Genomic DNA, 15317 nt, shown 5'->3' with positions numbered 1-15317 from the left:
GGTAATACGTAACAAGGCAATCAAATCATGGCGCAACTGTTCCATCTGAATATGAACGTACTCAATCGCGAAATGCTGGAAGACGCGATGGAGCATCCGGACAAATACCCGCAGCTGACCGTACGCGTGTCAGGTTATGCGGTGAATTTCGTCAAACTCACGCGTGAGCAGCAACTGGACGTCATTAGTCGCACTTTTCACGAAAAGATCTGATACTCAATGTATGTCCGGCAATGCCGGCAGCATGAGAGATATCCATGACGGACCGGTGGAGCGCGTGCTTGCCGGTCCGTTTTCATTGATGACCACTGGTAAATAAAACATGGAAACCATCGAGCTGAAAAAAGTGGGCGAGATCGCACCGCCTCTCTTTAATGACGCTGGGCTACCGGCGGGGTTTGTCCATTCGATCGAAACCGGTGCAGCCGTTGATGGACCCGGAATGCGCTTTGCGCTGTTTGTGAGTGGCTGTCAGTTCAGGTGTCTGTACTGCCACAACCCGGACACCTGGAAACTGCATAACGGCAAGTTCTATACCGTAGACGAGATCATTGCCGAGATTCGCAAATACGCCAGTTTCCTGCGTGTGGCCGGTGGGCTGACCATTTCCGGCGGCGAGCCGATGATGCAAGCACATTTCACGGGCGAGATTTTCCGCCGCGCCAAGCATGAACTCGGGTTACATACGGCCATCGACACCCAGGGTTTCCTTTCCGGCAACCTGCCAGATGAATGGTTTGAGCCTATCGACCTGGTACTGCTGGATATCAAGGAATTCAACAATGAACGGCATATGCGCCTGACCGGCAAGCCCAATGAGCCCTCCCTGTTGTTTGCCCAGCGCCTGGCCGCCATGAAAAAACCGATATGGCTGCGGTATGTGCTGGTGCCTGGTTTCTCTGATTTCGAAGAGGATGTTGAAGGACTGGCAGAATTTGTTGCTGGTCTTGGCAATGTGGAGCGTGTGGAAGTGCTGCCGTTTCACAAGCTGGGCGAGTCCAAATGGCAGGAGCTGGGGCTGGCTTATGAACTCACCGATGTGCGCCCACCCTCGCCCGAGCTGGTCCATCGGGTACGGGAGCAATTCCGCCGGCATGGGCTGGAGACGTATTGAGTGAGGTGTGAGGTGTGAGGTGTGAGGTGTGAGGTGTGCAGAGTGTCAGTGCCGGTATGCCGGTTGCAGTCTCTTTTTTTCACACCACCACATCGTCACTCCTCACTCCTCACCCCACACCCCGCACCCCGCACCCCAATCCCGGCCAAACGCGCATTTCTGGCGGATTTACGGACTTGCCGTGGTAAACTCGCCAAGCCTCGAACAAGCCCCCCTCCTCATGTACGAATTCCTGATCGGACTACGTTACACCCGCGCCAAGCGCCGTAACGGCTTTATCTCTTTTATCTCGCTGATTTCCATTCTGGGCATTGCGCTTGGTGTCGCCGCGCTCATCATCGTGCTGTCCGTCATGAACGGCTTTCAGGGTGAGGTGCGTGACCGCATCCTGGGGATGGCCGCACACGTCCAGATCAGCGGGGCGGATAACCATCTGGCCAACTGGTCTGCGGTGGCGGAACAGGCGGCCAGAAATCCCCACGTCAAAGCCACTGCCCCCTATGTGCTGGGGCAAGGTCTGCTTACGGCAGGTGGGCAGGTCAAGGGTGCTTTGATTCGCGGCATTGACCCGGCACAAGAGCCCGGCGTCAGCCCGGCCGTCGGCAATGTTGCGGGCGGCAAGCTAACGGACCTGTTGCCCGGCCAGTTTGGCGTAGTACTTGGCTGGCAACTGGCAAACGACCTGGGCGTGCGCACGGGCGACAAGGTCACACTGATTACGCCGGATGGTCAGGTTACCCCGGCGGGCATGATCCCGCGGTTTCGCCAGTTTACGGTGATGGGCGTGTTCCGCGCCGATTACTACCCCTATGACGCCGGCGTAGCGCTGATCCAGATTGGGGACGCCCAAAAGCTGTTCCGTATGGGTGATACCGTCTCCGGTGTGCGGCTACGGCTGGATGATCCGCTGCTGGCACGCAACGTCGCCATCGATTTGGGTAACCAGATGACCAGTGCCTACGTCAGCGACTGGAGTATGGAAAACCCGACGTATTTCCGTGCTGTGGAAATCGAAAAGCGCATGATGTTCCTGATCCTGACGCTGATCGTCGCGGTGGCTGCGTTCAATCTGGTCTCCACCCTGGTCATGGTCGTGACCGACAAACAGGCGGATATCGCCATCTTGCGCACACTGGGCGCATCACCTGGGTCCATCATGAAAATTTTCATGGTGCAAGGCGCGGTCTCCGGCTTTGTTGGCACGTTTACCGGTGTGGTCGGCGGCGTCATCATTGCGCTGAATGTCGGCACCATCGTGCCCTTTATCGAACGTGTGCTGGGGACGCACATTCTCTCCCCGGATGTATACCTGATCGCGGAACTCCCTTCCAAGGTCGAGTGGAGCGATGTCAGCAGCATTGGCCTGATTTCCCTCGTGCTGGCCCTGCTGGCCACCATTTATCCAAGCTGGCGTGCTTCGCGCGTCAATCCGGCTGAGGCGCTGCGCTATGAGTAAGTCTGACAACATCAGCGCGGCGGGCGACGCGGTGCTGCAAGCCAATGGTATTGGCAAACGATATGTTGCCGGCAAGCTGGAAACCCCGGTCCTTCACGATATCGACCTGACCCTGGGCAAGGGCGAGACGGTGGCGATTGTGGGCGCATCGGGGTCAGGCAAGTCCACGTTGCTGCATTTGCTGGGTGCGCTGGATCAACCTACCACCGGCAGCGTGCGCATTCTGGGGAACGACCCATTTGCCATGTCAGACGCCAAACGGGGCGAACTGCGCAACAAGCACCTGGGCTTTGTTTACCAGTTTCACCACCTGCTGCCTGAGTTTACGGCCGCAGAAAACGTCGCCATGCCCCTGCTGATCCGGCGCATGCCCAAGGAAGAGGCATTGCAGCAGGCGCAGGCCATGCTCGCTCAGGTGGGCCTGGGCAAGCGCAGTCATCACAAGCCGGGCGAAATGTCAGGCGGCGAGCGTCAGCGTGCAGCCCTCGCCCGCGCGCTGGTGACCAATCCGGCCTGCGTACTGGCCGATGAGCCCACCGGTAACCTGGATCGCGGCACGGCAGAAACCGTGTTTGGCCTGATGCTGGAACTCAATCGGCAGTTGCTGACCAGTTTTATCATCGTCACGCACGATGTCACGCTGGCGCAGCGCTGCCAGCGCCAGATGCAGCTCACAGATGGCCATCTGCACGAGCTGATCAACAGCCCCACCCTTTAACAGGACGGAACGCGGGTGCTGATCTTTCGCACCGATCAATACCCGCTGCCATTGCCTGTCGGGCATCGGTTTCCGGCCAGCAAATACGCCTTGCTGCACGCTGCCGTACAGCCCTTTGCCGCGCATCTGATCGAAGATGCTCCCGCCGCCAGCGATTACGAACTTCTGCTGGCGCACACCCCTGACTATCTGACCAAACTGATCCACGGCACCTTGTCTGTGGCGGAACAGCGCGTCATCGGCCTGCCATGGTCAGCCGCCTTGCTGGCGCGCTCGCGCCGGTCAACGGGTGCCACTCTGGCGGCGTGTCGAACCGCGTTATTGCAAGGGTGTGGGGTCAATCTGGCCGGTGGCACGCACCATGCCTGCGCCGATCATGGCAGCGGTTTTTGTGTGTTCAACGATAGCGCGGTGGCTTTGCGGGTTCTACAGGCAGAGGGGGCCATCCGCCGGGCACTGGTGATTGATCTGGATGTGCATCAGGGCAATGGGACGGCCGTGATGCTGGCCGATGACCCAAACCTGTTTACCCTATCCATTCACGGTGCCAACAATTTTCCGTTCAGCAAAGTCGCCAGTGATCTGGATATTGAACTGCCTGATGGCACAACGGATGCACGCTATCTGCACGCACTGGAAACCACCCTGCCCGCGTTGTTACGGGCACAACGCCCGGATCTGGTCATTTATCTGGCCGGGGCGGACGCATGGGAGGGTGATCGTCTGGGGCGGCTGGCGCTTACACCCGCAGGTTTGCAAAGGCGTGATGAGCTTGTGTTGTCACTCTGCCAGCAGGCAGATATCCCGGTGGCAGTGACTATGGGCGGCGGTTATGGGCGGGATATTGGTGGCACCGTGGCCATTCACGCCGCCACGGTCAACACCGCCGTGATGCTATTCGACCGGATGGCGATTTAGCCAAAGAAACACACATACAACCGCTGTGACCAACTGAGGTGTTCCCACCAGCGCTCACCTTCTTCCAGCACCAGATTGCCTTTGTCCGACAAGGCCCATGCCTTGACGCCGTTAGCCCACTCGCTGGATTCAACCCAACCGTAATGGTTGAAAAAACTCAACCACATGGCGGCTTCCTGGCCACAACCATCCTGCCAGGTCGTCAGGGACGACTGACCGGCCTCAAGAATCGGGAAACCTTCCCGCATGCGGCGCATGACCCCCAAAGCGCGCCGGGGACGGGGGATGGCAAGAGAACTCATGACCTGCTCACTCTATATTCGTTACATAACTACAATTTTACTCCTTCAACATTCGTAGTTAAGTAACAAAATACACAACTGTCATATATCGAAAACCAGATGACCGTCTACGTCAGCCGTAAAAAAAGCGGAGGAAATCCTCCGCTCTTTTTTCTGTCAGACCAAGGGGTTAGCCCATGATCACTGAATGGTGACACGAGCAAACTTGCGCTTGCCAACCTGCAGCACCACGGTTTCTCCGCGCGTCAGCAGCAGATTCTTGTCCGCGACCTTTTCACCGTTGAGTTTGACCGCGCCGGCCTGAATATCGCGAAAGGCTTGCGAGGTCGATGGACACAGTTGGGCTTCTTTCAGCACGGTGCCAATCGCCATGCCCTCGCCTTCTGCCGCCAGGGTGAATTCAGGCATTTCGTCCGGGATCGCGCCCTTCTGAAAACGCGTCTCGAAGTCTGCCAGCGCAGCCTCCGCAGCGGCTTGCGAATGAAAACGTGCGACCAGTTCTTGCGCCAGCAACACCTTGATGTCGCGTGGGTTACGTCCGTCGGCAATGTCCGCTTTGAAGGTATCAATTTCGCTCATCGGGCGGAACGACAACAGCTCAAAGTAGCGCCACATCAGCGTGTCAGACACGCTCATCACCTTGCCGAAGATTTCATTGGCCGGTTCATCAATCCCGATGTAGTTGCCCAACGACTTGGACATCTTGTTGACGCCGTCCAGACCTTCCAGCAGCGGCATCATCAGCACCACTTGCTGAGCCTTGCCATGTTGCTGTTGCAGCATACGACCCATCAGCAAGTTGAACTTTTGATCCGTGCCGCCCAACTCCATGTCCGCTTCCATGGCAACCGAGTCATACCCTTGCAGCAGCGGGTACATGAACTCGTGCACAGCGATCGGCTGGTTATTGGCAAAACGCTTGGAGAAATCATCCCGCTCCAGCATGCGCGCCACCGTGATGGAGGCCGCCAGCTTGAGCATACCGGCCGCACCCAGTTCGTTATGCCAGGTCGAGTTGAACATGACCTGGGTCTTCTCGCGATCCAGAATCTTGAACACTTGCCGCTCATAGGTCTCGGCATTGCGCTTGACGTCTTCTTCCGTCAGCGGCGGACGCGTGGTGTTCTTGCCCGTCGGGTCGCCAATCCGGCCAGTGAAATCGCCAATCAGGAACTGCGCCGTATGGCCCAGATCTTGCAACTGACGCATCTTGTTGATGAGCACGGTATGGCCCAGATGCAGATCGGGCGCGGTGGGATCAAACCCGGCCTTGATCTTCAGCGGCACGCCGGTGGTGCGGCTTTTTTCCAGCTTCTTGATCAGTTCATCTTCCGGCAGGATTTCATCCGCACCGCGCTTGATGATCTGCAGGGCAGCCAGCGTATCCGGATGCAATGGCGCTTTTTCTTGTTCAGTCATGATGATTCGATCTGATGTCCGGCTGCGATAAACGCAGCCCGGTTGATTGGCACAGACGGGCGGCTTTGCTACGCTTTGGCTGCAGCGCCCGGCAAGGAATTCGGCAAAGGTGTGATTCTATCGCAAAACGGGCCTTGCTCTAAAGCGGATGGCTGATTGAGCGGGTATGAATGCTGGGGCAAGTCCGGCGATCCACTGGTGTTGGGGTTGTAGTTGTTTTTGACTTTCCTCCCCATTAAAGCCCAGCGCCGAAGAAGGGAGGGAGACCCAAGGCTCCCGACTGACTGAGGGAAGCCCGGAGGGCCGCCCGGCTGGGGTCGCCTTTCTTTGCTTACCTTCTTTGGGGCCGCCGAGGTGGCGAAGCAAAGAAAGTAAGGTGGACCCGGCACCCCGGGTATCAAAACGCCTTTCAAACCCGCCCCAAGGCGCTAACAACCGCAACAATATGAACCAGGTCCGCCACCCCGGATTCCCGCCTGCGGCTCCATCCGGGCTACGATGTGGTTCTTTGCCAGCAAAGGCCAGATGTACTGGATTCCCGCCTCTGCGGGAATGGCGAGCTAAACATAGTCATAGTAGCCAACGCTGCACGACCGAACTCAATATCCAAAGATTCAAAACCCAGAGCCACCCCATGACCCAGCCTCCCAAGTACTACATCGGCCTGATGACCGGCACCAGCCTTGATGGTGTTGACGCGGCGCTGGTGGATTTCTCCGGGGATAAACCGCATCTTGCGGCTTCGTTCTCGCTGCCGCTGCCTGGCCCGTTGCGCGCGCAATTGATGCAACTGCAAAGTCCGTCGCCAGACGAGTTGCATCTGTCTCACCTGGCCGGCAATGCACTGGCCGATCTGTATGCCGAAGCAGTCGCGCGCTTGCTGGTCGACGCCGGCCTGAACGCCGGGCAGATTTGCGCCATTGGCAATCATGGTCAGACCGTGCGGCACCGGCCAGAACTGGGCTACACGGTGCAACTGGGTAACAACGCCCGCCTTGCTGAACTGACCGGGATCAACGTGATTGGCGATTTCCGGAGCCGGGATGTCGCTGCTGGTGGTCAAGGCGCGCCTCTGGTTCCGGCATTTCATCAGGCCATTTTTGGTCACACTGGGGAGCCCTGCGTCGTCGCCAATATTGGCGGCATTGCCAACATCACCATTCTGGCGGCAGACGGCACGGTCACCGGCTTTGATACCGGCCCGGGTAACGTGCTGATGGATTTGTGGACCTTGCAACACAAGGGCGAACACTTTGACGCCGGCGGCGCCTGGGCTGCGCAAGGCAATCTGCAAGCAGACCTGCTGCAGGCCATGCTCTCTGAGCCCTACTTTGCCCTGCTGCCCCCCAAATCAACGGGCCGGGATCTGTTTCATGGTGAGTGGCTGCAAAAGCATTTGAGCAGCGCGCGCCATGAACCGGTTGATGTCCAGGCCACCCTGAACACGTTGACGGCGCGCACGCTGGCCGATGCCATCCGCCAGCATGCGCCACAGGCCAAAGCCGTTTATCTGTGCGGCGGTGGCGCGCATAACGCACATCTGCAAACGCAGTTGCAGCAATGGTTGCCGACCCAGCAAATCAAGACCACCGCCGCACTGGGGGTTGATCCTGATTGGGTGGAGGCGTATGCCTTTGCCTGGCTGGCATGGCGTTGTGATCACCGCCAACCCGCCAACCTGCCTGGCGTCACCGGCGCACATGGGGCACGTATCCTCGGAGCAATCTGGCCGGCTTGAGTTGGTCCAGCGGGAAACACAAAACGGCAGGTGCCTCACCTGCCATTTTTTTGTGGGGTTTTCAGCAGTGTCCGCCCATTGCCGCTTGATGCCGATTGGGTTTTTGCTACGCCGATATATAGTGAACAGAACCAGACAAAAAAGTGTGTGCCTGCAACGGGCGCACCGAGGAGGCTCTGCCCATGTTCGCGATCCATCGTCGTCCCCTCGTCACACAATTCCTGATGCTGGGTAGCGTGGTGTGTATTGTGGTTTTTGGTGCGCTGGTGGTGTTTACCAGCATCAGCGTGCAACAAACCGCCCGATCGATCGCCGAGAGCAACCTCAATACCCAACTCGTGCTGGTCAAAGACATGTTCCAGCTGGCCTACCGCGACGCGCAAACCCGCAGCAAAGGCCTGCTCGACCAGTTTGAACGGCAGATGGGCGCCGATATGGTGGTCACCGGAGAGAAAACCGAAGCCGGTCTGCCGGTGGTCAAAGCGGGTGACAAAGTCCTGGATGGCGACATCGCCTTTTTGAACCAGTTCAAGGAACATACCGGCGCAGAACCCGCCATTGTCGCCAAAAACGAGGCTGGTGCTTATGTGCGGATCAACACGCTGCTGAAAGATCCCGCTGGTAAATCCATGCTGGGGACCGTCATCAAGAGCGATGACCCGATTGCCCAGACCATCAGCGCTGGCGGTACCTTTGTGGGCATGGTGATCCGCAACGGTCGTTATTACATGACCAACGCCGTTCCCATCAAAAACAGCGCGGGCCAGATTGCCGGTTGGGTGCAGACGCGCACGGATCTGACGCCAGAAATCTCTACCCTCAAACAAATGCTGAGTGGGTTGAAAGTGGGTGAAAGCGGTTATGTCTACGCCGTCATGCCGACAGGCGATGCCGGCATTGCACGCTTTGTCATTCACCCGCGTTATGAGGGCAAGCTGGTCACCGAAACCAACGGCGGCCAGCACAATGACATGTACCAGCAAATGATTACCGAGAAAGAAGGCCTGGTGCACTACACCCTCGCCAACCCGGCCCACGGTGGCGCTGTGGAAGACAAAATGGCGGCTTTTGCACAGATTCCGGACTGGAACTGGATTGTCGCCAGCGGCAGCTTTACCGAAGAATTTACCGGTCACAGCACCCAACTGCGCAACCGCCTGATTGTGGTGTGTCTGGTACTGGCCTTGATCACGCTGGGGCTGCTGTATCTGGGTCTCAAACGGCAGTTGGGCCCGCTGGCCAAAGTGGTTCACGCCATTGAACGGTTCGGTAAAGGCGACCTGACCGCGCGCATTGGCCAAACGCAGACCGGGCAAAGCGAGAATGAAATGGATCGTATTGGCGTGCAGTTCAACCAGGCGGCGGAATCACTGCAAAAACTGATGAACGATGTGCGCTTCACTGCGGGCGAAGTCGATCAGGCCACAGGCGAGTTTGATAACGCCATCAGCCGCATTGCCACAGACAGCCGCCAGCAAAGCGAATCGGCCTCCAGCATGGCCGCAACGGTGGAACAGATTACCGTCAGCATCACCCATATTGCCGACCACGCCAATGACGCCGCCAGTACGGCGCGCGATGCGCAAGGATCATCTCACGCTGGCACCAACGTGGTTGGGCGCATGGAACAGCAAATGCACACGCTGTCTGATGCCTCCCGCCAGGCCGCCGACCGGATTGCCGGGCTAGGTGAGCGTTCCAGTGAGATTTCCGGCATTGTGCGGGTGATCCGCGAAATTGCCGACCAGACCAACCTGCTGGCACTGAACGCCGCCATTGAAGCTGCCCGCGCCGGGGACGCCGGCCGGGGTTTTGCGGTGGTGGCCGATGAAGTGCGCAAACTGGCCGAACGCACGGGCAGTGCCACTCAGGAAATCAGCACGTTGATTGGTGCCATGGTCAGTGACACCCAGGCGGTCGCCAGTGAAATTGTCGCGGTCTCCGTCCAGATGAAAAACGGCGTGGAACTGGCCGGCGAAACCGGCTCGGCCCTGACCACCATTTCTGAACATACCGAGCGCACCGCCGGCATCGTTAATGACATTGCCCACGCCACGCGGGAACAATCCTCCGCCAGTGCGGCGCTGGCACACAACGTGGAATCCGTCGCGCAGACGGCGCAAAGCAATGCCACGCTGGTCGAGAGCAATCGCGCTGCGGCGCGGCAACTCAGGGAACAAGCCCAGACACTACGCAGCAAGCTGGCGCAGTTTCAGATGTAACCGGTACCGTCCGGGCTGCGCTGGCGCGCAGAAAGAGACGTCTACGCAGGGCGGATTTGGGGAGCAATCCACCGTCGCCATGGTGGATTGTCGCGTTGCTCCGAATCCACCCTAACGTACTGGATTTCCGCCGAATGACGAAAGCGCAGGCCACACGTTGCCCGGATGAAGGCCCGCCGGGCCGAGAATCCGGGGAGGCGATGCTTGCAAGAACCTGTCGCCAGTGCCACCCCGGATTCCCGCCTGCGGCTCCATCCGGGCTACCTGGCCGCACCCGAATCCTTCTTGCCCCACTGCACTCGGCACATCCGGTTCATCAAGTGGCATGGTTGCGGTGGCGATATGTCAGCCTGAAGATCAGCGCCGGACAATGACCGGCAAGCTGGCGCAATTTCAGATGCAACCCGTCGCAAGATTGCACCCGGACTTTTTTACCACGACCAAACTGTCGGCCTCTTTCAGAATGCGGGCAATCCGGTAGACTACGCCGGACTTGCCCGGAGAGCGCCATGTCGCAGCAACAACACAGCCAGTTTGCCCTGTTTGGAACCCGCCGATTTCTGCCTTTGTTCGTCACCCAGTTTTTTGGGGCATTCAACGACAATCTGTTCAAGAACGCCATGCTGGTGATGGTGGTTTTCCATGGGCTTTCGCTGTCGGGCATTGATTCCAAAACGCTGGTCAGCGCAGCAGCCGGTGTGTTTATCCTGCCGTTTTTCCTGTTCTCTGCCATTTCTGGCCAACTGGCAGAACGCTTTGACAAAGCCATCCTGGCGCAACGCGTCAAGCAGCTGGAAATCCTCATCATGCTGGCCGCTGGCCACGGTTTCTGGCAGCACAATGCCGCCGTGCTGATGGGCTGCCTGTTCATGATGGGCGTGCATTCCGCCTTGTTCGGGCCACTCAAGTACTCGGTCTTGCCGCAGTATCTGAAGCCCAACGAGCTGATGGGGGGCAACGGTCTGATTGAAGGCGGCACGTTTGTGGCGATCTTGCTGGGCCAGATTGCCGGTACTTTGATCGTGCAGCACCAACCGCATGGCGAAACCCTGATTGTCTGGGCTTGCCTTGGCGTGGCGATCATTGGCTGGCTGGCCAGCCGCAAAATGCCCAGCGCACCGGCGCCTGCGGCTAACCTCAAGATTTCATGGAACATTCTGGCCGAGACCTTCAAAATTATCGGCCAGGCGCGCGCTAACAAAACCGTGTTCAACAGTCTGCTGGGGCTGTCCTGGTTCTGGTTCCTGGGCTCTATCTATCTGATTTACCTGCCGGTGATGGCCAGCGAAATCCTGCATGGCGATCCTACCGTTTACACCTTGCTGATCACGCTGTTTTCGGTCGGGATTGGTGTGGGTTCTGTGTTGTGTGAAAAGCTTTCTGGTCACCGCGTTGAGCTGGGTCTGGTGCCGTTTGGTTCAATTGGCCTGTCGCTGTTTGGCATTGATTTGTACTTTGCCCTGCAAAACATGCCGACCGGGCCGTTTGATGTGTCTGGTTTCCTGGCCAACCACGCGCACTGGCGGGTGATGATTGACCTGGCTTTGCTGGGCGTGTTTGGTGGTTTTTACACCGTGCCACTGTACGCGCTGATCCAGACCCGCGCGGATAAAACCTTTGTATCGCGCGCCATTGCGGCCAACAACATCCTCAATTCGCTGTTCATGGTGGTGGCATCGGTCATGGGCATCGTACTGATCAAGCTGGGTATGTCGGTGCCGGGGTTGTTGCTGACTGTGGCACTGCTGAACGTGGTGGTAGCGCTGTACATTTACTCGCTGATCCCCGAGTTCCTGATGCGCTTTCTGGTATGGATCATGACCCACCTGTTGTACCGCGTACGCTCGCAGGGTTTGCAGAACATTCCGGAAGAAGGCCCGGTGGTGCTGGTGTGTAATCATGTCAGCTTTATGGATGCGCTGATCCTGGCTGGTGCGGTCCGTCGCCCCGTGCGCTTTATCATGGATCACCGCATTTTCAAGATCCCGCTGCTCAAGTTCATCTTTAAAACCGCCGGCGCCATCCCCATTGCACCGGCCAAAGAAGACCCCACACTCAAAACCAAAGCATTTGACCGTGCCGCGCAGTATCTGCAAGAGGGCGAAGTGCTGTGTATTTTCCCGGAAGGCGGAATTACCCGTAACGGTGAAATTCAGACTTTCCGCCCGGGGATTGACGAGATCATCCGCCGTACGCCGGTGCCGGTCATTCCGATGGCACTGCAAGGCTTGTGGGGCAGCTTCTTCAGCCGCAAGGATGGTGCGGCCATGATGAAGATGCCACGTCGTGCGTTCTCGAAGATTGGTTTTGTGGTGGGGACACCACTTGCACCGGAAGAAGTTACCCGGCAGCGGCTGGAAGATGAAGTACGCAAACTGCGCGGGGACTGGCAGTGAGGTAATGGGGTTAGCACTCCATCGTCATTCCGGCGGACGCCGGAATGACGAGTCAAGAGGTATGCGCGTATTCGCCTTCTCATCCCTGTTTACAACGCCAACCACACCTCACCATCCCGCACTTCCACCGCATGACAGGGCACTTGCCCCTGCTCTGGCGCCAGCGCGCTACCGGTGGCCAGGTCAATCTTGAAGTTATGCAACGGGCAAGCCACCGCACCGCCAAACACCAGACCGTGCGATAACGCGCCACCTTTGTGCGGACAATGGTCGTCCAGGGCGAATACCTGGTTTTCCGCCGTGCGGAACAAGGCGATGGCCTGGCTGCGACCACCCGGATTGACGACGCGCGCACCCTGCTGCGGGATTTCTGCCAACGCACAGATTTTCTGGAATTGTTTCATGGGTCTGTTCTCCTCAATCAGGCCGGTAACGCTGCAAACTGGTTCGCATCCACCCCATCGCGGGCACGCCACGGATCAGGTTCCAGCGCCAAAGATTGCTGCAGGCGGGCCCACAGGGCTTTGCGGCCGGCTTCGTCTTCCAGCACGCGTTGTTTGATGTAATCCAGACCCACCCGCTGCATGAAATGCACGGTGCGTTCCAGATAATGGGCTTGTTCACGGTACAACTGCAGGAAGGCCCCGCTGTACTCCATGACCTCAGTCGCGGTCTTCACTTTGACGAGAAACTCGGCCACTTCGGTCTTGATGCCGCCGTTGCCGCCAATGTAAAGCTCCCAGCCACTATCCACGGCGATAATGCCAACGTCCTTGATCCCGGCTTCGGCGCAGTTACGCGGGCAACCGGACACGGCCAGTTTCACCTTGTGGGGCGCCCACATGCGGTCCAGCGCTTTTTCCAGCTCAATGCCCATGCCGGTGGAGTCTTGCGTACCAAAGCGGCAGAACTGCTTGCCCACGCAGGTTTTGACGGTGCGCAGGCCCTTGGAATACCCCATGCCGCTGGGCATATCGAGGTCTTTCCAGATGGCCGGCAGATCGCTGCCCTTCACCCCCAGCAAGTCCAGCCGCTGGCCGCCAGTCACCTTGACCATGCGCACTTCGTATTTCTCTGCCACATCGGCAATACGGCGCAGTTCTGCCGGGCTGGTCACCCCACCCCACATGCGCGGGATGACGCTGAAGGTAGAGTCTTTCTGGATATTGGCATGCATGCGCTCGTTCACCAGACGGGCTTGCGCGTCGTCTTTGGCCTCGCCTGGCCAGGATGAAATCAGGTAGTAATTCAGCGCAGGACGGCAAGTCGGGCAGCCATCCGGTGTGCGCCATTGCAAGGCCTTCATCACGGCGGGCAATGAGGTCAGATGCCGGTTGCGGATGGCTTCGCGCACATCTTCATGCGTATGGGTGGTGCAATCGCATAGCGGTTTTTGCTTGGGCGCGGCCTGGAACGAGCTACCCACGGTGCTCATCAGGATTTGCTCCACGAGACCGGTACACGAACCGCACGATGCGCCGGCGCGGGTGTGTTTCTTGACTTCTTCCACGGTAAACAGGCCGTGTTCGGTAATGGCCTTGACGATGGTGCCCTTGCTCACGCCGTTACAACCGCAGACCTCGGCGTCCATCGGCAGCGCGGCGGCGCGGCTGGCCCCTGCGGTGCCGACGTCCCCCAGTTCACGCGGGCCGGACAAGAGATCCCGGCGCATATCGGCCACGTTGCGGCCTTCGCGCAGCAATTGGTAGTACCAGGCGCCCTCACCCGTATCGCCGTACAGACAGGCGCCGACCAGTACATCATCCTTAAGTACCAGCTTTTTGTAGATGCCCCCTTTGGGGTCCGAGACAACGATTTCGTCGTAGCTCTCGCCGCCCATAAAGTCGCCCGCCGAGAACAGATCAATCCCGGTCACTTTAAGTTTGGTCGAGGTGGTAGTGCCGGTATAACGTTGCTTGCCACAACCGGCCAACTGGTTGGCCAGCACTTTGCCCATTTCAAACAGCGGGGCGACCAGACCATAGCTGGTGCCGCGGTGATTCACGCATTCACCCAGCGCATAAATAAACGGGTCGCTGGTTTTCAGGGTGTCGTCCACCACGATGCCCTGAGTGGCTTTCAGCCCGGCGGCCCGCGCCAGCGCGTCATTCGGAACAATACCGGCAGCCATGACCACCAGGTCGGCCTTGAGCACCGTACCATCGCCCAGTTCTACCCCGGTGACGCGCTGGTCGCCCAGCAAACGACTGGCGGTCTGCCCAAGGTACAACTGCAGACCGTGATCACGCATGGCGTGTTCCAGCATGCGGCCAGCTTGTTGATCCAGTTGGCGGTTCAACAGCCACTCGCCCAGATGCACCACGCTGACTTCCATGCCACGCAGTTTGAGGCCGTGTGCGGCTTCCAGCCCCAGCAAACCACCGCCGATCACGACGGCGTGCTTGTATTGCGCTGCGGCCTCAATCATGGCCGTGGTGTCTTTGATATCCCGAAAACCCAGCACGCCCGGCAATTGGGCTCCTGGAATCGGCAGCATGAACGGGCGTGAACCGGTCGCGACAATCAGCTTGTCGTATCCCACGGCTTCACCGTTGGCAAGGGTGACCACGCGCTGCACCCGGTCAATGCCGGTGGCGGCCACACCCTTGATCAGGCGGATGCCGTTCTTTTCATACCAGGATTCCGGGTTGAGGATGATGTCAGAGAGCGTCTGCTCGCCGGCCAGCACGGGCGAGAGCTGGATGCGGTTGTAGTTGCCGCAGGGTTCATCGCCGATCACGGTCATGTCGTAGCGTTGCGCGTCATGGCGCAGGATTTCTTCCAGCGTACGTACGCCAGCCACCCCGTTGCCAATCAATACCAGTCGTTGCTTGCGCATGAGGTCACTCCAGGCCGGCCTGAACCGGCGGTTTTTATTTGATCAGGCGCAATGTTCGACAATCCTGGGCCATCAGAACAGGTGATTAGGCCAATGGGATAAATTGATTTAAATCAAAACGAAACCAGCGAAATATGCAGTTTGTATAAATTGGCAAAAGTGCCGCGCCAGGGGCGACAAATTAATGCTGATGAA

11 protein-coding genes and 1 pseudogene are annotated in these 15317 nt (G+C 58.4%); 8 read left to right on the top strand and 4 right to left on the bottom strand.

Annotation, left to right across the window (positions count from 1 at the left end; translation table 11 throughout):
- Nucleotides 1-39: 39 nt before the first annotated feature.
- The 5 genes and pseudogenes from HNQ50_RS03495 to HNQ50_RS03475 all read left to right on the top strand — a co-directional run.
- Nucleotides 40-213, top strand: a pseudogene (locus HNQ50_RS03495) (glycine radical domain-containing protein); the annotation flags it as partial.
- A gap of 109 nt (nucleotides 214-322) precedes the next feature.
- Nucleotides 323-1114, top strand: a complete 792-nt coding sequence (gene pflA / locus HNQ50_RS03490) for a pyruvate formate-lyase-activating protein (RefSeq protein ID WP_184097583.1) — start codon at nucleotides 323-325, stop codon at nucleotides 1112-1114.
- Nucleotides 1115-1334: 220 nt separating this feature from the next.
- Complete coding sequence (locus HNQ50_RS03485) at nucleotides 1335-2570, top strand: lipoprotein-releasing ABC transporter permease subunit (RefSeq protein ID WP_184097581.1); 1236 nt, start codon at nucleotides 1335-1337, stop codon at nucleotides 2568-2570.
- The gene (lolD, locus tag HNQ50_RS03480; RefSeq protein ID WP_184097579.1) at nucleotides 2563-3288 is read left to right on the top strand and encodes a lipoprotein-releasing ABC transporter ATP-binding protein LolD; all 726 of its coding nucleotides are present in this window, start codon (nucleotides 2563-2565) and stop codon (nucleotides 3286-3288) included. The genes HNQ50_RS03485 and lolD overlap by 8 nt, the downstream gene beginning before the upstream one ends.
- A 15-nt stretch (nucleotides 3289-3303) precedes the next feature.
- Nucleotides 3304-4206, top strand: coding sequence for a histone deacetylase family protein (locus HNQ50_RS03475; protein WP_184097577.1), 903 nt, complete (start codon nucleotides 3304-3306; stop codon nucleotides 4204-4206).
- Here the strand turns inward: HNQ50_RS03475 and HNQ50_RS03470 are convergent.
- Both HNQ50_RS03470 and tyrS read right to left on the bottom strand, forming a co-directional pair.
- On the bottom strand, nucleotides 4203-4508 hold the full coding sequence (locus tag HNQ50_RS03470; protein WP_184097575.1) for a hypothetical protein: 306 nt from the start codon (nucleotides 4506-4508) through the stop codon (nucleotides 4203-4205). The genes HNQ50_RS03475 and HNQ50_RS03470 overlap by 4 nt on opposite strands.
- 180 nt (nucleotides 4509-4688) lie before the next feature.
- Nucleotides 4689-5927: a tyrosine--tRNA ligase gene (gene tyrS / locus HNQ50_RS03465; protein ID WP_184097574.1), complete on the bottom strand. Its 1239-nt coding sequence runs from the start codon at nucleotides 5925-5927 to the stop codon at nucleotides 4689-4691.
- A gap of 634 nt (nucleotides 5928-6561) precedes the next feature.
- On the opposite strand from tyrS, the gene HNQ50_RS03460 reads away from it, so the two are divergent.
- The 3 genes from HNQ50_RS03460 to HNQ50_RS03450 all read left to right on the top strand — a co-directional run bounded on the left by HNQ50_RS03460 (nucleotide 6562) and on the right by HNQ50_RS03450 (nucleotide 12283).
- Complete coding sequence (locus HNQ50_RS03460) at nucleotides 6562-7665, top strand: anhydro-N-acetylmuramic acid kinase (protein ID WP_184097572.1); 1104 nt, start codon at nucleotides 6562-6564, stop codon at nucleotides 7663-7665.
- Nucleotides 7666-7847: 182 nt separating this feature from the next.
- Nucleotides 7848-9887, top strand: coding sequence for a methyl-accepting chemotaxis protein (locus HNQ50_RS03455; RefSeq protein ID WP_184097570.1), 2040 nt, complete (start codon nucleotides 7848-7850; stop codon nucleotides 9885-9887).
- A gap of 509 nt (nucleotides 9888-10396) precedes the next feature.
- Entirely contained in the window at nucleotides 10397-12283 is a 1887-nt protein-coding gene (locus HNQ50_RS03450) for an MFS transporter (RefSeq protein WP_184097568.1), read from the top strand.
- Nucleotides 12284-12372: 89 nt separating this feature from the next.
- Here HNQ50_RS03450 and nirD read toward each other — a convergent pair whose 3' ends face one another.
- Together nirD and nirB are read right to left on the bottom strand one after the other, a co-directional pair.
- Nucleotides 12373-12687 (bottom strand): nitrite reductase small subunit NirD, encoded by a 315-nt coding sequence (gene nirD, locus HNQ50_RS03445; protein WP_184097566.1) that lies wholly within the window; start codon nucleotides 12685-12687, stop codon nucleotides 12373-12375.
- A 17-nt stretch (nucleotides 12688-12704) separates the two neighbouring features.
- A complete protein-coding gene (gene nirB / locus HNQ50_RS03440) occupies nucleotides 12705-15122 on the bottom strand; it encodes a nitrite reductase large subunit NirB (protein WP_184097564.1) in 2418 nt (805 codons plus the stop codon).
- Between the last annotated feature and the right edge of the window lie 195 nt (nucleotides 15123-15317).

The sequence above is a fragment of the Silvimonas terrae genome, assembly GCF_014202765.1.
Taxonomy (GTDB): Bacteria; Pseudomonadota; Gammaproteobacteria; order Burkholderiales; family Chitinibacteraceae; genus Silvimonas; species Silvimonas terrae.
This window is presented reverse-complemented; position numbering and strand designations above follow the sequence as displayed.